Raw genomic sequence first — 24,904 nt, forward strand, 5'->3', positions numbered from 1 at the left:
GGGGAGAATAGAAAAAAAGCCGCTGTAAGCGACTTTTTAATATCCGTACTCCCAATCTATTTCATCTTCATTCCAAAGTACAGAGGATACTTTGCCAAGGTGAACAACTGATTCATTCACAGCACATGTGCAATTTTCTTCTCCGGTTTTATGCTGTAACTCTTCATATACTGATTTTTCAACATTTTCTAGAACGACCAAATTTTCTTCTTTTAAAACAAGCGTAGTACCCGCCATATTTATCTTCCTCCTACTAAAATAATGATCACTTATTTGTAAACATAGATAGTATGGATTATATGCTGTATTTTGCTATAGTTGTCCGTCTCATGAAGTATTTTTTATTTTCTTTGTAATCCGTATTCATTGTATACTGCCCGGCAGAAATTTGGTACAGGGTTTACATTCATTTCGAAAATCTGTAACAATTATTATGTGTTGTTAACAAAGAATTAACAAATATGTTAAGAAAAATCAAAATTTTAAAACAAATAAACCCGTAAAATGATATAATCATATCAAAATACATATAGGGGATGAGAGGCTATGGAGCTTATCCGTGATTTAATGATCCAAATTGCCATCATTATTTTGCCACTATTTTTATATGAAGCGATTCGCCTAAATCGTTATCAAGAAATGCCTCCGAAGCCGAACCGCTACTTTATTATGTTTCTATCTAGTATTACACTCGTTCTCTCCATGACATACTCTATTTGTTTTGGTGACATTTGTGGGTATAACTTTCACCCAATCCCGATCGTTAGTGGTTTTCTATATGGTGGGATTGTTGGTTTAATCCCGGCCGTTATTTTTGTTGCATATGAATGGGCGCTAAAAGGAATGAACCTTCTTCCAGTCATAGAAGTAATATTTCTATTAATAGTTCCATTATTTTTATCAAAGAAATGGTCGCTATTTTCTAGGGATAAAAAGCTAATTTTAGCATTTATGATTTCATCATTGTACGTACTTGTTTCTTTAGTGATTGGTATGATTAACGTTCTGTTAGAAACGGGGTTTACACCGCATATTTCGCACCTATATAGCGGATATATATTTGCTTCGCTTATTATGGTTATGACAATGGTATTTCAGGTGTACTTAACAGAATATTTAAATGAAAATGCAATACTACGTACAGAGATGCAAAAATCAGAAAAGCTTAATATTGTAAGTGAGTTGGCAGCAAGTGTTGCACATGAGGTTCGAAATCCACTCACTGTTGTTCGTGGTTTTATTCAATTGTTAGAAAGTACGGAAGATGTGAAAAATAAGGATTATATGCGTCTCGTATTAGCCGAATTAGATCGGGCAGAACAAATTATTTCAGATTATTTAAATTTAGCAAGGCCACAAATTGAGAAAAAAGAACACATTTGCTTATCGGCTCAATTAATAGAAATGACAACTCTTATGTCATCATTTGCAGCGATGCAAGGTGTATATTTGCAAGTTGAGATTTCTGAAAGTCTTTATACGATCGGTGATAAGACGAAATTGAAGCAAGCTATTATGAATGTTGTTAAAAATGGTATTGAAGCAATTCAAGGAAATAAAGGATATTTAAAAGTAACGGCTATGCAAAAAGATGAAACGATTGTAATAAGAGTTAAAGATAGTGGTGTTGGAATGACGAAAGAACAGTTAGCAAGGCTAGGACAACCATATTATTCTTTAAAAGAAAAAGGGACAGGGTTAGGGCTTATGGTAACATTTAGTATTTTACAAGCGCATAATGGTACGCTGGAATATAAAAGCGAAAGTGGGAAAGGGACGGAAGCGATTATTATATTGCCAGCTGTAAGAAATAAGGAATAAAAGTTACCGATGGAAGGTAACTTTTTATTTTATATTGTTTATTCATTTGTTTTTTCTTGTTTTGCTCGGCTAAATAAACTTTTAAATGATTGCAAGAATCCTTGCTCTTTTGAAGCAGCAACCATTCTTTTTGTTTCTTGAATTTCGCGAATCACTTGCATAAGTTGTGCATCCCGATTGCTGTCTTTATTATAAATTTGATTTACGAGTTTATTCATTTTTTCTTCTTGCTTAGATTCTCGTTTATACATATGATTCATTAATAAGTCCATCTTTTCTTTTTGCAGGGCATCTGTTTGAGCGGCATGATCTACTAACTCTTGTAGCATTTTTTCTTGAGAGCCTTCTTTTACATAGACTTGTTGCATCAATTCATCTAGCTTTTCGTCTTTTAAACGATTTTGGGTAATAAGGGTAGAATTTTGATGAATAATTGCTTCATTTAATTGAGCGAGCATTTCAAGTTTTAACATGAATTCCTCAAAGTTACGCCCATCTTCTTTTTCTTTCGGTTGTATTTCTTGCGTATCTTGTATAACTGGTACAGGTGGGGCCTCTTTTTCCTTTAAAATAAGGGGTATCGTTTCTGAAATATCTTCTTGCAATGTAGCAGCTCTTTCATGTATAGATTTCAATAGTTTTAAATCATCCAGTTTATAAATACGAGCATCAGCTGTTTTGGAAATCATATAACCATGTTCCTCTAACAGTTGACTATATTTGCGAACTATATGTTTTGGGATGCCTGTTTTATTCGTGACATCTTTCGTTTTATAGGTAGCTTCCATAATATTTCCTCCCCAAAAAGTATCGTATATATCATTTCAATCTTTTATGAGGACTTCCTTTGAAAAAGAATGTCGGAAGGCTATTAGTTTTCTACAGCATTAGTGAAAAGGTGGAGAAAAATGAGAGTTTTTGGCGGAATGACGAAGAAGAACTAAAATAATGTCTGAAAACATATACAGGAGAAGTTTGTTATAATAACTGAGGAAAAGAAACTGGTAGAGAATCATGGAGGTATACATGAAGCAATTAAAAGGTATTATCATTTCAATTATTGCAATTCTTTCTATTGTAGTAGCGGTGTATGAAGTACTTGTTCCAGAGGAAACAAGTATCAAAAAAACAAATGCGTATGATCAAGTTCTAGAATTTTCGAAAGAGCGATATCCAGAGACAGGGAAACATATTACGGATGCTATAAAAGAAGGGCATTCAGAAGTTTGTACAATCGACCGTGGTGGTGCTGCGGATAGAAGAAAATTATCGTTAGCTCCATACCCATCAAAAAAAGGGTATGATCGTGATGAATGGCCAATGGCAATGTGTAAAGAAGGCGGAAAAGGAGCACATATTGAATATATAAGTCCGGCAGATAACCGCGGGGCAGGGTCTTGGGTAGGAAATAAGTTAGATAAATACCCAGATGGTACGCGTGTGAAATTTGACGTAAAGTAGTAGTTACATATTTCATAGTGAAGGAGAAGGGGAACGATGGAGTTAACAATTTCGTATTCGCAATTAATGTTGATGAACTATGACGGTGAGCAGCCTTACGTTGACTGGACAGATGAAGATTTTGAAAGAGGTTATGCGAAGGCGGATGGAGCTGTTATTTTTGAAGCACTCTCTGATTATACTTGTGATGTAAAAGTGACCCCTGGGAAACATATTGAGAAAGAAGACGTGGTTAGAACGGTTACAGTTCCTTTCACAGTTGAAAATGAATGTATCGTTGTAACAAGTATTCTTTCAAATAAATTTCAAATCCCTATTCCAAATGGTGAGTATACAGTTGTATTACAAGCAACCCCTCTTGAAGAACCAACGGATGATGAATTATATAAAATACAATACGAATTCTTTTTTGAAAGTAAAGAATAAAAAATGGGTTATCCTCAACAAGGATAACCCATTTTTGTTATGCGTTTGTTTTTAGCAGGGAGCGAGCATCTTTTGCTGCTTGCACCATGTGCTCTAAAGCTGGAATAACTTCTTCTGTTCTTCTCGTTTTTAAACCACAATCAGGATTAATCCAGAAATATTTAGGATCGCATACTTCTAAAGATTGTTCTACGATTTTATACATTTCATCTTTACTCGGTACACGTGGGCTATGAATATCATATACACCTAGACCGATGCCTTTTTCATATGTGGTATGTTTTAATGTATCAATAAATTCACCGTGACTTCTTGAAGTTTCGATAGAAATCACATCTGCATCTAATGCGCGAATCGCATCAACAATATCTTCGAAGTTACTGTAACACATATGAGTATGAATTTGTGTTTCATTTGCTACAGAAGAAGTTGCTAAAAGGAAGGATTGTACTGCCCATGTAATATAAGCGTCCCAATCTTTTTCTTTTAGTGGCATTCCTTCACGAAGTGCTGGCTCATCGACTTGGATTACTCGAATTCCGGAAGACTCAAGTAATTCAATTTCGTGACGAAGAGCTAATGCAATTTGATACGAAACTTCTTTTCTTGGAATGTCATTTCGAACGAAGGACCAATTTAAAATTGTAACAGGTCCAGTTAACATTCCTTTTACAACTTTCTCTGTTAAGCTTTGTGCATAAACAGTTTCCTTAATAGTCATTCCGTTAATAAAGGCTACATCACCATAAATAACAGGTGGTTTTACGCAGCGGGAACCGTATGATTGTACCCAACCGTTTTTAGTGAATGAGAAACCAGCAAGACGCTCACCGAAATATTCGACCATGTCAGTTCTTTCAAACTCACCATGTACAAGGACATCAAGACCAATTTCTTCTTGGTAACGAATCCACTTTTCTGTCTCTTTTTCAATAAATTGTTCATATTGTTCATTTGAAATAACACCGTTACGCCATTCTTTTCGCGTTTGACGAACTTCAGTTGTTTGCGGGAAGCTACCGATAGTTGTTGTTGGTAACAATGGTAACTCTAGGGCAACTTGTTGTAATTCGTATCGCTTTTCAAATGGAAGAGGACGTGAAAAATCTTCTTCTTTTAGTGCTGTTCGTGCTGCTTTAACATCTTCTCGGTTACGTGCAGCAGATGAACGAATTGTATGATGTACATTTCGGTATGTTTCCAGCTCATTACTAATGCTTTCTGTACCTTGAGTCAGAGCGGAATGAATAAGAACTAACTCTTCTAATTTTTGATTTGCAAATGCTAACGCATCAAATAGCTCAGTCGATAAGTGGGTTTCTTCTGTTTTATCGATTGGTGTATGCAATAAGCTACAAGAAGGCTGAACGATAAAATCTTTCGTTTGGACTTGTTTTTGTAACGTTGTAAATAACGTAAGAACTTCATCAAGGTCAGCTCTCCAAATGTTACGGCCATCTATACAACCGACAGCTAAAGTTTTATCAGCTGGGAATCCATATTTTGAAATAGCATTTAGATTACCTTCTTTACCATGAACGAAATCTAATCCAATACCGGATACAGGGAATGTAATAATTTCTTCATAGTTTTCTTCTACACTATCAAAATATGTTTGTAAAAGAAGAGTCGCATTTGGAACTTCTTTACGAATAGCTTCATAAATTTCTTTTGCTTGTTGCACTTCTTCTTTCGTTAAAGAAGCAAAAATCGGTTCATCAATTTGAATGACTTGTGCACCAGCTGCATATAGTTCTGAAAGCAGTTGTACGTATGGCGCAACTAATTGTTTTAAAATAGTAGCGAATTGTTCTTGTGTATAACCTTTAGCTAATTTCAAGAAAGTATATGGTCCTAAAATAACAGGCTTTCCATCTACTCCTAATTCTTGTTTTGCCTCTTCGTATAAGCGAAGTGGACGATTATCTTTTAAAGAGATTTGTAATCCCTCTTCATATTCAGGAACGATATAGTGATAGTTTGTATTAAACCATTTTGTCATTTCGGAAGCTACGTGATCTTTAGAGCCACGCGCCATTGCGAAATACACATCAAGGTAAGATGTAAACTCAGAAAAACGTGATGGGATAAATCCTAGCATATAAGCAGTATCCAAAACGTGATCATAATATGTAAAGTCGCCAACTGGAATGAGTTCAATCCCTTTTTCTTGCTGTACTTTAACGTGTTGAAGGCGAATTTCTTTCATCGTTGTTAAAAATTGTTCTTCATCGATTTTATTGGACCAAAAAGCTTCCAATGTTTTTTTCCACTCTCTTTGTAGTCCGATACGTGGATAACCTAAATTACTTGTTTGAATTGCCATTTCAAATTCCTCCCTAATTGAAAGTAAGCATTTCCGTTTACTAGGAAATACCTATAACAAAAAGTATAAAGGCATAGAGAATAAGCCTTCCTTTTTGTTTTAACACCTCATCATCATCCGTGAATCTATCAGTGTTGTTAAAACAGGCAGGTCTCCTGACTTATGCTTCATATAATTTCTTTCACCTTCCCGTTTTCACAGTGGCACTAAAAAGAAATCTCAGCATTTACAGTGGCGGGACCGTGTTGGAGTTTCACCAATCTTCCCTTTTAAACACGAAACGAAATTTTCGTGTACCTATTTTCCTTTTGAAAGGAAGTTAACAAGCGATATGATATTGAAACAAATTCTAACACAATTTTTGGAATTTTGTCTACTGTTTTAAAATAAGAAAATTCTAAAGTTTTTTATTTTAATTATTAGGATTTTTCTGAATTTTAAAGTGGACAGAATTGAAATGAAGTGCGATTAAACTTATAAAGAAGAGAGTACCTGAACAGAGAGAAGATGTCAGTTATGTTATGTAGCAATCGGTCCATCTTATGTCGAAAATAAAACAAGCATCCCCCGTTTTAAATTAGAACGGGGGATGCTTGTTTGAGGTTTTAAAATGAAATAACTTTATTGTCTTTTACAGTTTCTTCTTTACAAATTTACCCTTCATCTATATCAATTTCCGAAAGGCGTCCTGCAAATGCATCTGTAAGGAGGGTATTTAACCATTGCAATTCAACTGTAATATGTTCAATAACGCTCTGTAAAATATATAGTTGTGCACGTGGAATTTGTCCTTTGCTACAATCATAAATAGTTTGCATTTTATGTAAATATTGAACGGTATCATTTTTCTTTTTTTCTAAAATCGGAACTAACTCTTGGTCATCACTAAAATGAGCGAAAGAGAGTGCCGAATAAATTGGTTTATATATTTGATTTTTTGCCTCGAATTGTTTTAATAGTAACTTGTGAAATAAGTGTTTACCTTCTTCTGTTATGTGAAAGATTGTTTTATCTGGTCTATTCGTATCTCGAACAATAGTTGTAATACGAATTGCACCTTGCTTTTCTAATTGCTCGAAGGCGTAGTAAAGTGATCCTTTTGCATATTTAATATAACAATCCATTTGTCTTTCTTTCATGATGTGTTGCACTTCATATGGATGTTTATCTCCTTCGAGTAGCAAGCCGAGAATGACTAATTTCATGCTCATGCTGTCTCAACTCCTATAAATAAAAACTTTATACATATTATAAACGGCATACCCTTTTTCATAAAGGGTATGCCGTTTCTTTTTTCTATACTAACTTACTTGCTTTTGTTTTTGTTTTTGTTTCGTTTTTGGTCCTGTAAAGAGGCGTTCATTTCCCATAAGTAAAATACAAATAATACTTAGTACAGCCGGGATAAGTGCCCAGAAGAATGTACTGGCAATAGAGGTAGCGAGAGCATCTTTAATACCAGTTAATATTTCCGCTGGAATCTTCTCGGTAGCACCTTGTGATAATAAGAAACTTGTGTCTCCACCTTTTGGAGCTAATTTAGCTAGTTCAGGAGGGAACACAGTGTTTAATTTAGTAGTAAAAATATGGTTTTGAATGGTACCGAAAATCGTTACACCAAGAGTCATACCGAGTGAACGGAAGAATGAGTTTGTTGATGTAGCAGAACCACGGTCTCGCATTTCTAGCTTGTGGATAGAAGACATACTTAAAACTGAGAACGAGAAACCAACTCCAAGTCCAGTGAGAACCATAAATAGCGTTACAAGTAGACGAGGTGTATCCATTGTTAAAGTGCTTAGTAAATAAATACCAATTACGAAGAAAACACCAGATACCATCATGATGTTACGATAACTTGTTCGAGAAGCTAACTGTCCACCTGTTTGACTTCCAATTACAGAGCCAACCATCATAGGTGTTAAAATTAATCCAGCATTTGAGGCTGAACCGCCGAGAACACCTTGAACGAAGATTGGAATATAAACTGTACAGATGATAAAAGCGGCACCATAGAAAAAGGCAACGCCTTGGCTAGCTGCGAATAAAGGTTTTTTAAATAGGTGGAAAGAAATAATAGGCTCAGTTGCTTTTCGTTCTACGAAGAAGAAAATAATAAGCATAATCACAACTGTTGTAAATAAACCGATAATTACAGTGGAATTCCATGCATATTCTTTACCACCAAGTTCTAAGGCAAACATTAAGCAAACGATACTAATAACAAGTGTAATAGCGCCAGCCCAATCGATTTTTTGTTTTCTAAACTCTAGAGATTCACTGTAGTATTTAGTAATGAAGAAGAAGGAGATAAGTCCTAATGGAATATTAATATAGAAGACCCAATGCCAACTTATATAGTCTGTAATATAAGCACCTAATAAAGGACCGAATACACTAGATGTCCCGAAAACCGCACCGAATAGCCCTGTCATTTTTCCGCGCTTTTCTGGTGGGAATATATCGTACATAATTGTGAAGGCGATAGGCATAAGAGCACCGCCACCGATTCCTTGAATTGCTCTATAAATACTTAGTTGCTCAATACTAGATGCTGTTCCGCAAAGTGCAGAACCGAATAAGAAAAGAATAAGACCACCAATATAAAATCTTTTCCGACCGTACATATCAGAAAGTTTTCCGAAGATAGGCATCCCGGCCATTGTTGCTACCATATATGCAGATGTAACCCAAACGAACTTGTCAAATCCTCCTAGGTCTCCAACAATTGTTGCCATTGCTGTTGCAACGATTGTATTATCCATTGCCGCCATTAAAATACCAAGTAATAAACCTGCAACAACAAATTTTGTATTGTTGGAGTCTTTTTTTGATAATTGAGATTCCAAATATAACCCTCCTTTAATAATAAGTAAACTATATTAAGTTTCGAGTGCAGCGCATAGAAATATAAAGTATAGTTCTTTCAAATCAATTTACACAAGTGCACAAGCCATAAAGAATATTATAGTCAAATTTGACTAAAAGGCAAACTTTTTCTTCCGTCAAAATATTCTGTTGTATGGACTGTGAAAGAGTGAGTAATACTTAATATTGGTATAAAGTCAATGAAGGAAATTGTAAAAAAATATTTCAGTAAGAATACCGTCTGTTAACAGAGGAAAAATGGTTTTTTCTTAATATTGTCGAATAGGATAAAAGGAAGAGTAATAACTATATATCGTTTGTAACTAGCTTTATTAATATGGTGTAGAGAGGCAGAATAAGGTCGTATGGATATGATGCATCTGAAATGGGGTGAATATTATTATGAAAATATGGAAACGAATTTCGGATCAAGGAAGGGGTTCAATACCGCTACAACCGGTGTTATGGATTGATGGCTCAAAAAAGGAAAACGAATGTCCTAATGTAGCAGTTACATTGCAAATCCGTAGTATGTATAAAGAAAAATTTTCATATGAACTGACCTATGATGTAAATGACATACTTATTATTCGAATGGAAGTTGAAAATAAAGGAATGGAAATGATTTCACGAGTTGTAGTAAGTCATATGATTCGAGATTATTTTGCCTATATTCCAAACTCATTAAAGGCTGATAAGGGGATGAGTGAGTTCCTGTTCCAGCTTGTAAGGTGGCGGATTGATAATTTGTTACCGGATGAGAAAGTAGAACTAATTTGTAAAATAAAAGCAAATAAAGATAAAGCACTTAAAAACGCATTATTTCAGGCTACATATACATTTCAATATAAAGGAGTATCATATGGTCCACTGCAAACAAATGAAGTTGTAGTGCGGCAATGATAAAAAGGAACCTGTACGAAAGGTTCCTTTTTTTAATGGAGGTTGTGTTTTTTGAGTACTTTTTTTTGCTCGATTCCTTTTTTTCCTACATAATTATTTTTATAACCAAAATATAGGATGAAAAGAAAGGAAGCAACATTTACAATAGCGTCTATTTGATCGTTGGTAATAAAGTTCACTCCGAAAGAATTAAACAGTAATTTTAATGATAATAGAAACCCGGCTAGTAAACGTATAATATCTGATAGATTTTCTTTTTGTGGCATACAGATCACCTCTTCCTAAAAACGATATATAGTATATATATGAAATAGAATAGAAATGGTAGACAAGCTTAAGCGGAAATGTACACTCAATATGTACATTTTTTATTTTGTAGAAAAACATAATTGTTATAGAAACATATATTGGTATAGAAGGGAGGGAAAGTATGAAACATAAAGGGAAAATTAGTGGATTATTACTTGGGAATACAGTGGCAGTTACAGAATGGATTGCGCTTCAGGATGTAATTACAAAAATGGATTCGCGATCATTTTATACCGTCTTTATTATTTATATATTGCAAATGATACTCAGCTATTATTTTGGACATTGGTATGATAAAAGAGCGAGTGGGCGTCTGGATACGGAAGTAGGAGGAATGGCAAGTAATGATTTTGTAGTTGATTTCTTTGAGAAAGTAGCAGCTTTATCAGAGCGGGATTCTCATAATATTACAGTGTACATTCTTTCTGTGAAAGAATGGAAAGGACTAAAAGAAACAGTGCAAGAAAAAAAATTGGAGGTGTTAGTACAAAAATTGGAGAGTACGATTGTAAAGACAATTCGTAAAGGAGATGTCGTTACTAAGTGGGATGAAAATAAGTATGTTATTGTGGCGATTGATAACGGACATGAAAAGTCGACAATAACAAACCGATTACTGAAAAGTATTGAAAGCGAAATAGAAAATGGCTTGTTAAGTATAACCCTATTATTTGGAGCTGCTAGTTATCCAATAGAAGGAAAAACTTTTGAAGAATTGTTAAGAAAGGCACAAAATCAATTGTATCAACATAGGGGTTTGTAAGAAAATGAGTGAAACTTTGATTTGAAGAAATATGATATAAAGAAGTTTTAAATGTAACATTTTTTTGACTTTTATTACAAAAAGAACTTTTATTGTAATAAAAGTCTTTAAAAATATATGGAATAAGCATATAATTATGATGGATGTGTCAATGCATTTTGCACAATGTGTTTCATTTTAAAAGTGTAGAGGAAAACATGCTCTACACTTTTCCTTTTTAGGGGATAATAAGAATAACTGTAAGTTGTTGCAAGACAGCATTTAAACTGTGTAAAATGAACAAAGAAATTATTTGATAGAAAGCGGAAAGGGAATGATAGAATGATAGACGTGAGAGAACAACGAACATCTTTTATCAGGTGAATTATTACTGTTGTTCTTCAAATTATTATGGCTGTGATGAATTCCGTTGTACTTTTATGTAATACATAGTATGAACAAGTTTTAAAAAGTGCCAAGTAAAAGTATATGTAAAGATGGATACGAAATTGCTATTGAGCTCAAAGGCGTAAAATGCAATTTCAAGTAATACAATTTGACAAGCATTAATAAATAATATCAATGATTTTCGTAAAAAAGGTGCGAGTGTGGAGTTTATAGAAGGGTATATAATTTTCATAGCTTTTTACACGATGATCGTATATAAGTAGGAGGAAAAGATGTTGAAGTATAGTAAATTAGCAATTGTAACTGCATTATCAATGACTTTATTAGCCGGTTGTTTCGGGCCGAAACCAGAAGAGGAATTATATGTTGCGTTTGAAAATGCTGCAAAGCAAGAAAAAACAATGTTTGAAGATGCAAAAAAACTTGAAACTTTAGAGAAAGAGGGACAAGAATTATATAACCAGATTGTTCAAGAGGGAAAAGATAATAATCAAACTGTTAAGGAAAAACTGAATCAAGCAGTGAAAAATACAGATGAACGAGAAAAAGTGCTTACAAAAGAAAAAGAATCTTTAAATAAGGCACAAGAAGAAGTGAAATCAGCGGATAAATATGTGAAGAAAATTGAAGATAAGAAATTGAAAGAACAAGCAGATAAAGTGAAAAGCACATATGAGAAACGGCATGATTCATTTAACAAGATGTATGATAGCTATAGTAAATCGTTAAAACAAGAAAAAGAATTATATACAATGCTACAAGATAAAGGTACAAAATTAAAAGATATTAGTGAAAAAGTAAAAGTAGTAAATCAATCTTATAAAGATATTGAATCAGAAAAAGACAAGTTTAATGAATTTACGAAATCTTATAATACAGAAAAAATAGCTTTTTATAAACAAGCAAATATTAAAATTAAAGAAGAGAAAAAATAAAACAGTTTGGCCTACAATTGGCCAAACTGTTTTATTTTTTTGTATAAGTACGACTATACCATGGGACAGGTTCACTTAATTTTTTCTCTTGTTTCAGTGCTTCAGGACCAATATAATCTTGAAGTGTCTTTTTTGCTACTGTTAAAGATAAGTTTGTTTTCGGATTTCGATAGGAGGATTCAAGATGACCAAGATGTGGTAGGATTCGAAAATCTTCTTTTGTAGGAGGAATATGGAAAAAATAATCACCTAAACGGATAAGAACATCCGATTGTTGTTGGCTAAAGCGTGGATTTCTAGAAAAATGTAATCCTTCTTTAATAGCTTTTTTTTCAGCAATTAAGCGTTCTAAAGCCGTCTTTTTTAACCAATATAAATACTTCGGATTAGTTGCAGCTTTAGCATGACGATTCACAACGAAAATAGATTGAGCTAGTCGATTAATAGAATGTTGGTTTTGTAATTGAGATTGTGGTTGTGAAGGTTTCATATGGAATCTCCTTTCAATTTTTCATTATTATAACATAAATAAAATAGATTTTTATTATATGCAAAAAGTGATTGTATATATTTTCAATATTAAAGCAATATTGTTACAAAAAACAACTATTTTGTATAATAGTAATAGAATGTGCTTTAGAAATTTGATAATGAAAGAGTGAGAAGTTTGAAAGAAATATTAAAACAGCAATATGCCATTATAGATATTGGATCTAATACAATGCGTTTAGTTATTTATGAAAGACAAAATGGAGGTTTTTATAAAGAAATTGAAAATACGAAAGTGGTTGCTCGGTTAAGGAATTACTTAATCGATGGTGTGTTGATTGAAGAAGGAATAGAGGTATTGTTACAAACATTATTTCAATTTCAAGAAAGTACACGATTCCACCAGTTGCATCATGTACTTTGTGTTGCAACAGCAACAATTAGACAGGCTGAGAATCAAGAGGCAATTAAAAAACTTGTTGAAGGACAAACAGACTTTACTCTTAGAGTATTATCAGAATATGAAGAAGCACGTTACGGCTATTTAGCAGTTATGAATTCAACTTCGTTCTCTGAAGGAATTACAGTAGATATTGGTGGAGGAAGTACGGAAGTTACATACTTTCGAAATAGAGAGATTTTAAAGTACCATAGCTTTCCTTTTGGAGCACTTTCTTTAAAGCAACAATTTATTAAAGAGGATATACCTACTGAAGATGAGTTGGAAAAGATTCAAACGTACTTAGCATATCAATTTCGAACATTACCATGGTTAATTGATAAGAATTTGCCTCTTATTGCAATTGGTGGTAGTGCGAGGAACTTAGTGAAAATCCATCAAAATTTAATTTGTTATCCTATAGCAGGGGTACATTTATATAAAATGAAAGAAGAAGATATTAAAAATGTGAAAGAAGAATTGGAAGCATTGCCGTTCATAGAACTTCAAAAATTGGAAGGATTGGCAAAAGATCGAGCAGATACAATTATTCCAGCAGTCGAAGTTTTTCATACGCTTGTTAACGTTATAGGGGCACCGGCATTTGTATTAAGTAGAAAAGGGTTACGAGAAGGTGTTTTCTATGAAGAGTTGACAAAAGATTTGGGGATTTCATATTATCCGAACGTAGTCGAAGAAAGTTTGCATTTATTATCACATGAATATGAAATGGATATAGAATTTGTAATTCAGCTTATTAAACATGGAAGATTGATTTGTCAACAGCTTGAGGAAACAGGGCTAATTTCTATGTCAGTAAAAGACTGGGAAGTATTCCATCAAGCGGCGAAAGTATTTAATATAGGTAAATATATAGACGAAGAAGCGAGCCGCTTACATACGTTTTATTTATTAGCGAATAAAACAATTGATGGTATGATGCATAAAGAGCGAGTTAGATTAGCGCTTATTGCGTCTTATAAATCAAAAATGTTATTCAAACAACACTTGTCCCCATTTGAAGGATGGTTTGATAAAAATGAACAAAAAAAAATTCGTTTATTAGGGGCTGTTTTACAATTTTCAGCAGCTCTAAATATAAGACAAAGATCGCTTGTTGAATCGATATCTATAACAGATAGTAAAGACGGATTAACATTTAAAATTGTATGTGAGCAATCGGCATTAGCGGAAAAAGTGCAAGCTGAAAAGCAAAAAAAGCAGCTGGAAAGAGTGTTGAAAACGACTATTCACTTATCCTTCGAATCAAACTGTTAAGTTGTACGGATGTCTTTACAAAAAATTAACACTTTGGAATATTGTAATTTGCTAAAATGAAAGTAACTAAATTATAGTAAAAAAGTTTCAAGGGGAAGTGTGAAGAGGATGGAAATGTCGAAGGGGAATATAGTTAATTTAAATGATACAGCTTATTACAATAATCGAGAATTAAGTTGGCTAGCATTTAATGAACGTGTACTGCAAGAAGCACAGGATGAAACGAATCCGCTCTTGGAAAGATTAAAGTTTATTAGCATTTTCAGCTCGAATTTAGATGAATTCTTTATGGTACGCGTGGCAGGATTGAAGGATCAAGTGAGTGCTGGGTTTAACCAACCAGAAAATAAGGCTGGCTTAACACCAAAAAAGCAATTAAACAAAATTGCGATAAAGGCCCATGAATTAATGACTGTACAATATGATACGTTTAAAAATTATGTATTACCAGCGCTGGAGCTAGAAGGAATTGAGCGTTTAACATTCCATGATTTGACGAAAGAACAGAGAGAATTTATAGAAGAGTATTTTGATGAGCAAATTTTCCCAGTCTTAACACCTGTAGCTATCGATGCATATCGTCCATTTCCAATGTTATTAAATAAAAGTTTGAATTTAGCTACTCTTTTATATGATGAAAAACAAGTGGAGGAAGAAAACCGCACGAAGCTAGGAATTGTACAAGTTCCTTCATTACTCGAACGTTTCATATTTTTACCGAGTGAAGGGCAAAAGCATAAATTTATTTTATTAGAAGATGTAATTAGTGGTTTTACTCATAAATTATTTACAGGATATAATGTATCATCTGTTACTCGTTTCCGCATTACACGCAATGCGGATTTAACAATTCATGAAGAAGGTGCGAGGGATTTATTAAAGGTAATTGAAAAAGAATTAAAGAAGCGTAAGTGGGGAGCTGCTGTACGTTTAGAAGTTGGCAAAGAGCATATTGATGAAAGAGTATTAGCATTATTATATGAGGTGTTGGAAGTAAAAGATGAAGATGTGTATATAATGGATGGACCGCTAGATTTAACATGTCTATTTTCTTTATATAAAAAACTAGCTCCTTTATATGAACATCTAGTATATCCGGCTCTTATTCCCCAAAGACCTCAAGACTTAGGGGATGCGGAGGATGTATTTGAAAAAGTAATTGAGCATGATATTTTATTACATCATCCCTTTGAATCGTTTCAGCCAGTAGTTGATTTTGTCCGTGATGCGGCAGACGATCCGAATGTACTTGCAATCAAACAAACATTATATCGAGTAAGCGGGGATTCGCCGATTATTCAGGCGTTAAAAGTAGCAGCTGAAAAAGGAAAGCAAGTGACGGTATTAGTTGAGTTAAAGGCAAGATTTGATGAAGAAAATAATGTGCATTGGGCTAAAGAATTAGAAAAGGCAGGCTGTCACGTTATTTACGGTGTAAGTCATTTGAAAACACATAGTAAAATTACGCTAGTTGTAAGAAGAAAAAACGGAAAAATCGAAAGGTTCGTACATCTCGGGACTGGAAATTATAATGATGCAACAGCAAAGTTATATACTGATTTCGGGTATATTACATCACGAAAAGACTTTGGGGTCGATGCAACAAATTTCTTTAATTATTTGAGCGGTTATACAACAAAGCCACATTTTCATCATTTATCAGTTGCGCCATTTGATATAAGAGAGCAATTTATGGATTTAATAGATGAAGAAATCCGTTATCATAGGCAATATGGAAATGGATATATTATTGCCAAGATGAATTCATTAACAGATAAACCGTTAATAAAAAAAATGTATGAAGCATCACAAGCTGGAGTAAAGGTAGAACTCATCGTTCGAGGAACATGTTGTTTAAGGCCTGGTATTCCAAATGTAAGTGAAAATATTCGTGTCGTTAGTGTTGTTGGGAGATACTTAGAACATAGTAGAATTTATTATTTCCACCATAATGGAGAAGAGAAAATATACTTATCTTCAGCTGACTGGATGACACGAAATATGGAGAAGCGAGTAGAAATATCTTTCCCGATATTAGATATTGAAATGAAGGCGAGAATTAAGGCGATTTTACAGCTTACATTAGCTGATAATGTGAAAACGCGTGAACAAAATAAAGACGGTGACTATTATTATGTTATTAATAATGGGGCAGAAGAGATTGATAGCCAAGTGAAGTTGTTTAAGATGGCGTATCAAAATACGGATGCTGAATAATGAGAACAAAGTAAAAAACCTCTTTTTTAAGAGGTTTTTTACTTTGTTCTCTACTTATTATATGTTCTCTAAATAGAAGAATCTGTAGAGAGAATAGTTTTTATTGTAAGCATGTTAATAGATCATGGATTGATCAAGAGAGGGAATAACATTGGTAGAATTGTTACAGTACATTAATAATAGTATGGTTGTTGACAAGGTCCACCATAACAAGGGAAAGGTGTTGGCGGTGGGAAAGGTGGTGGATATGGTGGGTAATACGGTCTAGGACCGAAAGCCAATGCTCCGCCGAGCAGTCCACCAGCAATGCCAGCTAGAAATGGGACGCCAAAAAACGGAAAGAAGCGTGAGTCGCCTACTGGACCAATAGGTGCTGAACGGACTGGGATTGGTTGATAATATGGATACATGAACAAACCTCCTTTATTGGACTCACTTTTATCATATGGTAAATGAAACGTGGATGAGCGCGTACAAGAAAGGATATGTAAGAAAATAGGCGAATTATTGCGGATGTTGGAGCGTGAAAATCGTAATTTCAGGTTTTGACATAAATCGGAATGGGACACGTGTTCTTCCAAGGCCTCGATTGACATAGAGAGCTAAGTCTTGAATCGTATAGAAGCCTTCAACATAGTTTTTAGCAAGTGATGGGGTAATAATAGCGCCTACAAAAGGAATTTGTACTTGTCCGCCATGGCTATGACCAGAAAGTTGCAAGTTAACTGGATATGTAGCAATCTGAGGTGCAATATCTGGTTCGTGAACAAGAACGATGTTATAAGTGTTTTCCTTTGCGTGCTGTAGTGTCTCCCTTATTTTGGGTTTGCCTAGGAGGATATCATCAAGACCGAAAATTGAAATTTCGCTATTATCCAGTAGACGAATTTTCTTTTCGCTATTTAGTAATAGTTCAAATCCTGATTCACGCATGATGTGTTCGTAGTATTCCGTTCCATATCCACCGTGATCATGGTTACCATAAATAGAAAATTTACCGAAGGGTGCTTGTATATTTTTTAAAATGGATGCAACGAAAGGGGTGTCAGTATATGTTTGATAATTATCAATGAGATCACCAGTAAAAAGAACAATGTCGGGTTTTACAGCATTAATTTTAGAAACGATTTGAGATAAATGTTGGAGAGAGAAATAGTATCCGAGATGTAAATCGCTAAATTGAAGAATCTTCATACCATGAAAACTTTTGGGTATGAGTTGTGATGTAAGTGTATGCTCTGTAAAAGAGAGTAAGTGAGGCTCAATATATTTAGCGTAATAGTATCCGATGCTAGTGGTTATAAATGAATATAGACAAGTGCGCATGCCGACTTTTAAAAAATCTCTTCTAGTAATTTTCTTCATAAAAATATGAGTATACCTATTTGACTTATATTACATGTGTTCGTTACATTTACAGGTTACTCAAATCTCCTTTCAGTTTATTTGAAAGATATTTTAAATCATAAAAAAGTAATATAGATTACAAAAAAACAAATAAAAAGAAACCTCTTTACGTTAAAATATCAGAAAAGTTTAAAAATATAAAGATTTCTATTAAATAAAATGATAAAATGAATGTGTATTCATTTTTGGGAGGGGATGTATGTGAAAGAAAAGGTAGTTATTATAACAGGTGGATCAAGCGGAATGGGAAAAGGAATGGCGATTCGTTTTGCAAAAGAAGGGGCACGAGTTGTTATTACAGGACGTACAAAGGAAAAACTAGAGGAAACAAAGTTGGAAATTGAACAATTTCCAGGACAAATATTACCTGTACAAATGGATGTAAGGAATACGGATGATATTCAGAAAATGATTGAACAGATTGATGAGAAGTTTGGACGAATTGATATTTTAATAAATAATGCAGCTGGAAACTTTATTTGTCCAGCAGAAGATTTATCCGTAAATGGCTGGAATTCGGTCATTAATATTGTGTTAAATGGTACATTTTACTGTAGCCAGGCTGTCGGAAAATATTGGATTGAAAAAGGTATAAAAGGGAATATCATTAACATGGTAGCAACATATGCATGGGATGCAGGTCCAGGAGTTATTCATTCGGCTGCAGCGAAGGCTGGAGTATTAGCCATGACGAAGACGCTTGCTGTTGAGTGGGGACGTAAATATGGAATACGAGTAAATGCTATCGCGCCAGGACCAATTGAACGTACGGGCGGTGCTGATAAATTATGGATTTCAGAAGAAATGGCTAAGCGTACGATACAAAGTGTTCCACTTGGAAGGCTGGGTACGCCAGAAGAAATCGCAGGTCTAGCTTATTATTTATGTTCAGATGAAGCTGCTTACATAAATGGAACTTGCATGACAATGGATGGAGGACAACATTTACATCAATATCCATTTTAAAAGGGATAAGAAAAATGAATGTTTGATTCATTTTCTATGGTTAAATGTGACGGAATTGTGACATGTGAAAGAAAGGTGTTTACAAGAGGTCATATATACGTTATATTTAAGACCTCTTTTTTCTTCATAGTAGAATTGCTAATTCCCCTTAGCATTTTACCCCTCTAATCCCTTCAGGAAAACTGAAGGGATTTTTTATTATTTTTCCGTAAATATCATGTTATAATTTTTGAAAAGTAAAGGGAGGGAAGCACGTTGATAGATGCATTAGATGTAATGAGTAACTTGGATAAAGTCCTTCCTTATTATCAAGCTATTTTTAGTGCTGATGAGCATACTGTAATTGGATATGAAGTAGTAGGACGTATTCAAACAGAAGAGGGCATACAAAGTTTAGCTTCTTTCTTTCATGATGATTCTATTCCAAGTGAGTTTCAACTGGAAGCGGATAACATTATAGTAGAAAAAGCTTTAAATCGTTATTTAGAAAGTGATCAAAAACTATTATTATTTATACATCGGAATGCTAACGTATTAATGAACGATGATGATGAAAGTTTACTTCAACTTTTATTGATGTATGAAGAGCAAGGTTTAAATTTGAAACACATTGTTTTAGAAATTACAGAACATGAATGTAAAGAAGATATAGAGCAATTTAATCATTTGCTTATGTATTATCGTACATATGGTATTCAAATTTCGATTAATAAAGTCGGAACGGGTACAAGTAATTTAGAACGTATTAGCGTGCTAGCGCCAGATATTTTAAAAGTAGATTTAACAAACTTAAGGCAAACTGCACTTTTACAATCTTATCAAGATATTTTATATTCTTTATCATTACTTGCTAGAAGAATTGGTGCGACATTGTTGTATGAAGAAATAGATGCTTTTTATCAACTACAATATGCTTGGAAAAACGGTGGTAGATATTATCAAGGGAATTATTTGAAAGAGTGCTTACCTGATTTTATTGAAACGAACGTTTTGAAAGAACGACTTGGTAATGAGTGTCATCAATTTATTCAACATGAGAAGAAGAAATTACAAAAAATTTATAATTTGACAGAAATGTTACGTGATCGAATTGGTGATGTTCTAGCCAAACAGAAAAAGAATGAAGATATAAATGATTGGTTATTACAATTTAGCCAAAGTGTATCACAGTATAGTTTCCGCATATTTATTTGTAACGAAGATGGTTTCCAACAATCAGGAAACGTTATGAAAAAAGATGGGGAATGGATTGTGATGCCTGAGTATTATATGAAGAACTGGAGTTGGCGTCCGTATTTTCTAGAAAATATTATGAAAATGCGTTTTGAAAATAAGGCAAGACTTTCAGATTTATATGCTGATATTGAAACCGGTGAGATGGTACGAACATTTTCTTTCCCAATTGATGATGAAAACTTTTTATTTATAGATTTATCGTATGAATATTTATATGAAGAAGATGTTTTATTTTAATGCACGAAGAGATTCGTGCATTTTTTGTTTGTTTTTATCATAAATTGGTAATAGTGAAAATGGTGATGAAAATGCTGTCTATCGTTGTAAAGATTTTACGAACGAAACCAGCCCTTTCTTGGCATAATCATTGTTACAATGAATACTACAAAGACAAGTTCTCTTAAAAGGAAGGTGAAAAAATGAGGAAATATGGAATATGGTTAGTTCTATTTGTATGCGTTGCCTTTCTAGTTGGTTATAGTGTCACAACTGTTTTAGGAAAAGAGGAAGTGAAAATCGATCAGAAAGAAGTGTTTACAACGATACAAAAAGGCTATGAAACCCAATTCTCAATTCGTGGGAAGCATTTGCCGATGAATAAGATGATAGAAACGTTATCACCATATTTTACAGAGAATTTCCTTCAAGTATTTACAGATGAAAATAGTAGAAGTGATAAACAAAGTGGTGAATATTTACTTCCAGCAAAAGAAGCGCCGTTTTCTTTTCATTCAGAAACGAAAATGTCATATGATGAAGAGCATAAAATTTTATATGTATATGAGCGGGCAAAAAGTGGACAATATCAAATTGTAACATTGCAAAGAGATCAAGGGAAATGGAAAATGGCTGGATATCATGAAAGTCAAGAACTTTTAACTGAAATAAAAAGATTACAACAATTATAAAGTAAAACTTTAATCGGTGGGGGATATTAACCTCTCACTGAGTAATAGCCTGCACCAATCGGGCTATTACTACCCACAAATATTGAATAAGAATAGGTCTTTACCTATTCTTATTCAATATTGAGTAGCTGTTGTAATTTTTCAATTTGAAAACCAGCAACAACTTCTCCATCAATTACAACTGTTGGAGTTGAATACGAATCATAGTCATGTAAAAGACGATTGCGTGCAGCAGCGTCTTTTTTTACGTCAAATTCTTCATATGCAACGTTATTATGCTTTAAAAATTCTTTCACAATGACACATGGCGGACAATCAGGTTGTGTGTAAACCTCAATTTTTTTCATTGTAATTCCTCCTTTTTTCTGTATTTTATTATATTCTTCCAGTATAAAAATCGCAATAAAGAAGGGAAAAGATGTTCTTTCTGTTTTTTCCTTCGCATTTCGACAAATTTTTAGTTGAGTTTCTGGCCAATAACCTTTATCCTAGACTGTGGAACATTTTTTCTGTTATGACGGATAGAATGAGTATAGCTGTAAAACCTATTGGTAGGAAGATCAGAGAAAGGAGAGATTTCATGTCTCTACTCCAAGGAATTTTAACTCGACTTGTTAGTCTACAAGAACAAGCTGAAAGCGGTGAAGTAGCACAACGCTATTTTGAAGTGAACGGTGAGCGCAAATGTAGCGTGAAATTTTTCGATAAAAGTGAAATGTATGAGTTAGAAGTGTATCAACAAGGTGAAAAACCTCAAGTGTATCAATTCGATAATATCGACATGGTTGCAATTGAGATTTACGATATCATTTCTTGATACATATAAAAAAGGTGTTGCCATATGGCAACACCTTTTTTAGTTCTATTACTTTTTAGCATATATGTATAGGGATTTTTCATTTTTCCTACAATGGTAATAAAGTGAAATTGTAATCAGTGGGGCTACTTCGTCCTATACTGATTATTAGCCATCATCAATTGGGTGTTTACGGAAAGCAAATAGCGGGATAAAAGTAACGAGGAGGTGTGTTGTATGGAACGTTTACCAGTTGTGATTTGTCCTAAATGTCACAATTCTGCTGAGATTATTCATGTATTAACGGCTCAATCGAATCAAAATGTAATTTATACGTGCCAAGTTTGCCAGTATGTAATTCGAAATATTGAAACGAATAAAGGATAGGAAGTTATAATTTTTATTTTTGTCCCATACAATGAGAATACGAAAAGTCTGTCTAATTGAAAGGACGTGACTATGTGGCCGGTGAACATACATTTTATAATGTTTCAGAGAGACATTTAAATTTTGATATGGTCTTTAGCCGTATTTGTAGCTTCATTGAAAAGGATCCACGAAATTTATATCGCTTATCCATTGGGACAGACTCACAAGCACATCAAAAGGATACAAGGTTTATTACGGCAATTCATATTCATCGCGTTGGAAAAGGTGCCTGGGGGTGTTTACACCATAAATCAGTGAAAGATAAGCCAGCAACTTTACGTGAGAAAATATATTTAGAGACGCAGTTTAGCCAAGAAATTGCATGCCTATTTACTCCAAAACATATACAAACAATATGGGATTTATTGCATCCCTATGCTCAAGATGGGGCTGGATTTATAATGGAAATTCACTTAGACATCGGAAATGATGGTTTAACAAAAGAATTTATTCTAGATATGACAGCGAAAATTCAAGCGATGGGATTAACTGCAAAAATTAAGCCAGATGCTTATGCGGCGTTTAGTTATGCAAATCGATATACGAAATAAAAAACAATTTTTATATATCTTTCACCAAAAACTGAATATTACATCTATTAAATAGGCTGGAAATTTTATATAATAAGAGTAACGATGCGAGTATAAGGAGAGGGGTATATGAAAAGGGAAGTTGTTTTAACAGAAGAAGAAGAGAGTTTGTTACTAGATATTTTATTTCAGCAAAATTATGCGAGTGAAATTTTAGCTGTGGAACTTACAGATATTGAGAATGGTTTAAAACGGACAGATGTGACGCAATATAAAAAAATCACAAGGCTATTTTACAGATTAAAAAATAAGGGGTATTAAGCGCTACCGGAATGGTAGTCTTTTTTTTGTGTTGTATGCTAAAATAGCTGTGTAATTTTGTTTTTATTGAAATAAAGTAAGGACAAAATAATAATATGAAAACGCTATCATAAAATGTGAATAGAGTCAGTGATTAAAAGTAGGAAAAAGGGAAGATGGGGGATGTAACATGATTAGTATTCCGAAAGACGAGTTTCAACAAATTTTTGTGAAAGATTTAATGATTTCATCAGAAAAAGTAGCACATGTCCAAATGGGGAATGGTTTAGAGCATGCTTTACTCGTTCTTGTGAAATCTGGATATTCGGCGATACCTGTTTTAGACCCGATGTATAAATTACATGGGTTAATTAGTACTGCTATGATTTTAGACGGTATGTTAGGTCTAGAGCGCATCGAGTTTGAACGACTTGATGAAATGAAAGTAGAACAGGTGATGAAGGAAGATATTCCGGTTCTTAAGTTAGAAGATTCATTTGCAAAAGCTTTAGAAATGACAATTGATCATCCTTTTATTTGCGCTGTCAATGAAGAGGGATATTTTGAGGGGATTTTAACGCGTCGAGCTATTTTAAAATTGTTGAATAAAAAAGTAAGACAACATAATCGATAATGTGAGAAAAGTGACTTCATAGAAGCGGAGGAGTCACTTTTTTTCGTGCATATCAGTTGTGTATGTATTATATTTAAAAAGATAAAAAATATAAGAGTATATAGTTAAATTAAGGATGAAAAGCTTATTGAGATAAGGTGTATGGAAGCTAAGGAAAGAGGGAGAAAGTTGCAAATTGATGATTTTCAAATGATGGTTGTGTTAGCTCAGGAATCAAATATGAGAAAAGCGGCGGAACGTTTATTTGTTTCACAACCTGCGCTTAGTCAACGATTACAATCTATGGAGAAGCAATGGGGAATGAAGTTTTTTATTCGTTCACAAAAAGGATTGACAATTACACCTGAAGGGGAAAAAGTCGCAAATTATGCAAAAGAAATGCTACAAAAGGAAGAGGATATTAAAAGTGAGCTAGCTGTTTTTAGAACAGAAACTCACGGAACGTTAAAAATAGCTGTTGCATCAGTTATTGGTCAATATTGGCTTCCTCCTGTTTTGAAGAAGTTTGTACATAAATACCCTTCTGTGAAAATATCGCTGTTTACTGGCTGGAGTAGTGAAGTGCAAAAGCAATTTTATGAAGGGGACGTTCATGTTGCTATATTGAGAGGCACACAAGAATATAAAGGTCAGAAACAACAATTATTTGAAGATGAACTGTATTTAGTGGATAAGGAAATAAAAGATATTTCGATGTTAAAAGAAACAAATAGACCATTTATTCAATTTAAAAGTGATTCGACTTATTATGGACAAATACAAAATTGGTGGTATGGTTTATTTTCTAATCCACCTAAAAGAACAATAGTGGTTGATCAAATTGAGACTTGCAAACAACTCGTTTTAAATGGTATAGGTTATGCTCTTTTACCTTCTACTGTTTTAAAAGAAGTACAGGAAAATATGTATAAAACACCTGTTCAATTAACGAGAGAAACATGGTTATTGACGAGTGAATCCGCCAGACAATTGAAGCAAGTACGGGCATTTTTAGAAATTATAGAAGAAATTCAAATGGAAAAATAGGATTATTATCTTGCTACTCGCTCTATCGTTTGGTAGAGTAACATTATAAA

At 33.7% G+C, this 24,904-nt stretch carries 27 protein-coding genes and 1 riboswitch; of the genes, 17 read left to right on the forward strand and 10 right to left on the reverse strand.

Annotated elements, in window-relative coordinates; translation table 11 throughout:
* Positions 1-36: 36 nt before the first annotated feature.
* On the reverse strand, positions 37-237 hold the full coding sequence (locus ACXVYO_RS22340; protein ID WP_000929285.1) for a hypothetical protein: 201 nt from the start codon (positions 235-237) through the stop codon (positions 37-39).
* Between the two features lie 309 nt (positions 238-546).
* Here ACXVYO_RS22340 and kinB point away from each other — a divergent pair, with 309 nt between their 5' ends.
* Positions 547-1,821: a sporulation sensor histidine kinase KinB gene (gene kinB / locus ACXVYO_RS22345; protein WP_458468514.1), complete on the forward strand. Its 1,275-nt coding sequence runs from the start codon at positions 547-549 to the stop codon at positions 1,819-1,821.
* A 38-nt stretch (positions 1,822-1,859) separates the two neighbouring features.
* On the opposite strand, the gene ACXVYO_RS22350 is transcribed toward kinB, so the two are convergent.
* Positions 1,860-2,609 carry a DUF3967 domain-containing protein gene (locus ACXVYO_RS22350; protein ID WP_458468515.1) on the reverse strand — a complete coding sequence of 250 codons (750 nt, stop codon included), beginning with the start codon at positions 2,607-2,609 and terminating at the stop codon, positions 1,860-1,862.
* Between the two features lie 238 nt (positions 2,610-2,847).
* Between ACXVYO_RS22350 and nucA the strand changes: the two genes are divergently transcribed.
* Together nucA and comJ are read left to right on the forward strand one after the other, a co-directional pair.
* Complete coding sequence (gene nucA / locus ACXVYO_RS22355) at positions 2,848-3,282, forward strand: DNA-entry nuclease (RefSeq protein ID WP_458468516.1); 435 nt, start codon at positions 2,848-2,850, stop codon at positions 3,280-3,282.
* 36 nt (positions 3,283-3,318) lie between these two features.
* Complete coding sequence (comJ, locus tag ACXVYO_RS22360; protein ID WP_458468517.1) at positions 3,319-3,708, forward strand: competence protein ComJ; 390 nt, start codon at positions 3,319-3,321, stop codon at positions 3,706-3,708.
* Positions 3,709-3,745: 37 nt separating this feature from the next.
* Here the strand turns inward: comJ and metE are convergent, their stop codons facing one another.
* The 3 genes from metE to ACXVYO_RS22375 all read right to left on the reverse strand — a co-directional run bounded on the left by metE (position 3,746) and on the right by ACXVYO_RS22375 (position 8,883).
* Positions 3,746-6,034, reverse strand: coding sequence for a 5-methyltetrahydropteroyltriglutamate--homocysteine S-methyltransferase (metE, locus tag ACXVYO_RS22365; protein WP_458468518.1), 2,289 nt, complete (start codon positions 6,032-6,034; stop codon positions 3,746-3,748).
* Positions 6,035-6,162: 128 nt separating this feature from the next.
* A riboswitch (cobalamin riboswitch) is annotated at positions 6,163-6,350 on the reverse strand.
* A 337-nt stretch (positions 6,351-6,687) separates the two neighbouring features.
* A complete protein-coding gene (locus ACXVYO_RS22370) occupies positions 6,688-7,245 on the reverse strand; it encodes a PadR family transcriptional regulator (RefSeq protein WP_458468519.1) in 558 nt (185 codons plus the stop codon).
* Positions 7,246-7,335: 90 nt separating this feature from the next.
* Positions 7,336-8,883: an MDR family MFS transporter gene (locus tag ACXVYO_RS22375; RefSeq protein WP_441397971.1), complete on the reverse strand. Its 1,548-nt coding sequence runs from the start codon at positions 8,881-8,883 to the stop codon at positions 7,336-7,338.
* A 421-nt stretch (positions 8,884-9,304) separates the two neighbouring features.
* Here ACXVYO_RS22375 and ACXVYO_RS22380 point away from each other — a divergent pair, with 421 nt between their 5' ends.
* Positions 9,305-9,805: a hypothetical protein gene (locus ACXVYO_RS22380; protein ID WP_458468520.1), complete on the forward strand. Its 501-nt coding sequence runs from the start codon at positions 9,305-9,307 to the stop codon at positions 9,803-9,805.
* Between the two features lie 32 nt (positions 9,806-9,837).
* Here the strand turns inward: ACXVYO_RS22380 and ACXVYO_RS22385 are convergent, their stop codons facing one another.
* A complete protein-coding gene (locus ACXVYO_RS22385; RefSeq protein WP_458468521.1) occupies positions 9,838-10,071 on the reverse strand; it encodes an SPP1 phage holin family protein in 234 nt (77 codons plus the stop codon).
* 164 nt (positions 10,072-10,235) lie between these two features.
* Here ACXVYO_RS22385 and ACXVYO_RS22390 point away from each other — a divergent pair, with 164 nt between their 5' ends.
* A complete protein-coding gene (locus ACXVYO_RS22390) occupies positions 10,236-10,877 on the forward strand; it encodes a diguanylate cyclase domain-containing protein (RefSeq protein ID WP_458468522.1) in 642 nt (213 codons plus the stop codon).
* Between the two features lie 659 nt (positions 10,878-11,536).
* The gene (locus ACXVYO_RS22395; protein ID WP_458468523.1) at positions 11,537-12,199 is read left to right on the forward strand and encodes a YkyA family protein; all 663 of its coding nucleotides are present in this window, start codon (positions 11,537-11,539) and stop codon (positions 12,197-12,199) included.
* Between the two features lie 31 nt (positions 12,200-12,230).
* Here the strand turns inward: ACXVYO_RS22395 and ACXVYO_RS22400 are convergent, their stop codons facing one another.
* Complete coding sequence (locus tag ACXVYO_RS22400; protein ID WP_000804861.1) at positions 12,231-12,689, reverse strand: YkyB family protein; 459 nt, start codon at positions 12,687-12,689, stop codon at positions 12,231-12,233.
* 177 nt (positions 12,690-12,866) lie between these two features.
* Between ACXVYO_RS22400 and ppx the strand changes: the two genes are divergently transcribed.
* Positions 12,867-14,405, forward strand: a complete 1,539-nt coding sequence (gene ppx / locus ACXVYO_RS22405; RefSeq protein ID WP_458468524.1) for an exopolyphosphatase — start codon at positions 12,867-12,869, stop codon at positions 14,403-14,405.
* A 108-nt stretch (positions 14,406-14,513) separates the two neighbouring features.
* A complete protein-coding gene (locus ACXVYO_RS22410; RefSeq protein WP_458468525.1) occupies positions 14,514-16,622 on the forward strand; it encodes a polyphosphate kinase in 2,109 nt (702 codons plus the stop codon).
* 173 nt (positions 16,623-16,795) lie between these two features.
* Here the strand turns inward: ACXVYO_RS22410 and ACXVYO_RS22415 are convergent, their stop codons facing one another.
* Together ACXVYO_RS22415 and ACXVYO_RS22420 are read right to left on the reverse strand one after the other, a co-directional pair.
* On the reverse strand, positions 16,796-17,032 hold the full coding sequence (locus tag ACXVYO_RS22415; protein WP_061678291.1) for a hypothetical protein: 237 nt from the start codon (positions 17,030-17,032) through the stop codon (positions 16,796-16,798).
* A gap of 94 nt (positions 17,033-17,126) precedes the next feature.
* On the reverse strand, positions 17,127-17,987 hold the full coding sequence (locus ACXVYO_RS22420) for a metallophosphoesterase (RefSeq protein ID WP_458468526.1): 861 nt from the start codon (positions 17,985-17,987) through the stop codon (positions 17,127-17,129).
* A gap of 243 nt (positions 17,988-18,230) precedes the next feature.
* Here ACXVYO_RS22420 and fadH point away from each other — a divergent pair, with 243 nt between their 5' ends.
* The 3 genes from fadH (at position 18,231) to ACXVYO_RS22435 (ending at position 21,139) form a co-directional block, all read left to right on the forward strand.
* Positions 18,231-18,995: a 2,4-dienoyl-CoA reductase gene (gene fadH, locus ACXVYO_RS22425; RefSeq protein ID WP_000660897.1), complete on the forward strand. Its 765-nt coding sequence runs from the start codon at positions 18,231-18,233 to the stop codon at positions 18,993-18,995.
* 255 nt (positions 18,996-19,250) lie between these two features.
* Complete coding sequence (locus tag ACXVYO_RS22430; protein ID WP_000564301.1) at positions 19,251-20,468, forward strand: EAL domain-containing protein; 1,218 nt, start codon at positions 19,251-19,253, stop codon at positions 20,466-20,468.
* A 182-nt stretch (positions 20,469-20,650) separates the two neighbouring features.
* Entirely contained in the window at positions 20,651-21,139 is a 489-nt protein-coding gene (locus tag ACXVYO_RS22435) for a DUF3993 domain-containing protein (RefSeq protein WP_061678288.1), read from the forward strand.
* Between the two features lie 110 nt (positions 21,140-21,249).
* On the opposite strand, the gene ACXVYO_RS22440 is transcribed toward ACXVYO_RS22435, so the two are convergent.
* On the reverse strand, positions 21,250-21,486 hold the full coding sequence (locus ACXVYO_RS22440) for a glutaredoxin family protein (RefSeq protein WP_458468527.1): 237 nt from the start codon (positions 21,484-21,486) through the stop codon (positions 21,250-21,252).
* Positions 21,487-21,719: 233 nt separating this feature from the next.
* Here ACXVYO_RS22440 and ACXVYO_RS22445 point away from each other — a divergent pair, with 233 nt between their 5' ends.
* The 6 genes from ACXVYO_RS22445 (at position 21,720) to ACXVYO_RS22470 (ending at position 24,854) form a co-directional block, all read left to right on the forward strand.
* Entirely contained in the window at positions 21,720-21,956 is a 237-nt protein-coding gene (locus ACXVYO_RS22445; RefSeq protein ID WP_000055151.1) for a YkuJ family protein, read from the forward strand.
* 216 nt (positions 21,957-22,172) lie between these two features.
* On the forward strand, positions 22,173-22,322 hold the full coding sequence (locus tag ACXVYO_RS22450; RefSeq protein ID WP_061678287.1) for a hypothetical protein: 150 nt from the start codon (positions 22,173-22,175) through the stop codon (positions 22,320-22,322).
* 74 nt (positions 22,323-22,396) lie between these two features.
* Positions 22,397-22,915, forward strand: coding sequence for a ribonuclease H-like YkuK family protein (locus tag ACXVYO_RS22455; protein ID WP_000896653.1), 519 nt, complete (start codon positions 22,397-22,399; stop codon positions 22,913-22,915).
* 108 nt (positions 22,916-23,023) lie between these two features.
* On the forward strand, positions 23,024-23,215 hold the full coding sequence (gene abbA, locus ACXVYO_RS22460; RefSeq protein ID WP_000818083.1) for an antirepressor AbbA: 192 nt from the start codon (positions 23,024-23,026) through the stop codon (positions 23,213-23,215).
* A gap of 169 nt (positions 23,216-23,384) precedes the next feature.
* Positions 23,385-23,828, forward strand: coding sequence for a cyclic-di-AMP-binding protein CbpB (cbpB, locus tag ACXVYO_RS22465; RefSeq protein WP_016086509.1), 444 nt, complete (start codon positions 23,385-23,387; stop codon positions 23,826-23,828).
* A 141-nt stretch (positions 23,829-23,969) separates the two neighbouring features.
* Positions 23,970-24,854 carry a LysR family transcriptional regulator gene (locus ACXVYO_RS22470; RefSeq protein WP_061678286.1) on the forward strand — a complete coding sequence of 295 codons (885 nt, stop codon included), beginning with the start codon at positions 23,970-23,972 and terminating at the stop codon, positions 24,852-24,854.
* Positions 24,855-24,904 lie beyond the last annotated feature (50 nt).

The sequence above is a fragment of the Bacillus sp. BC08 genome (assembly GCF_054326875.1).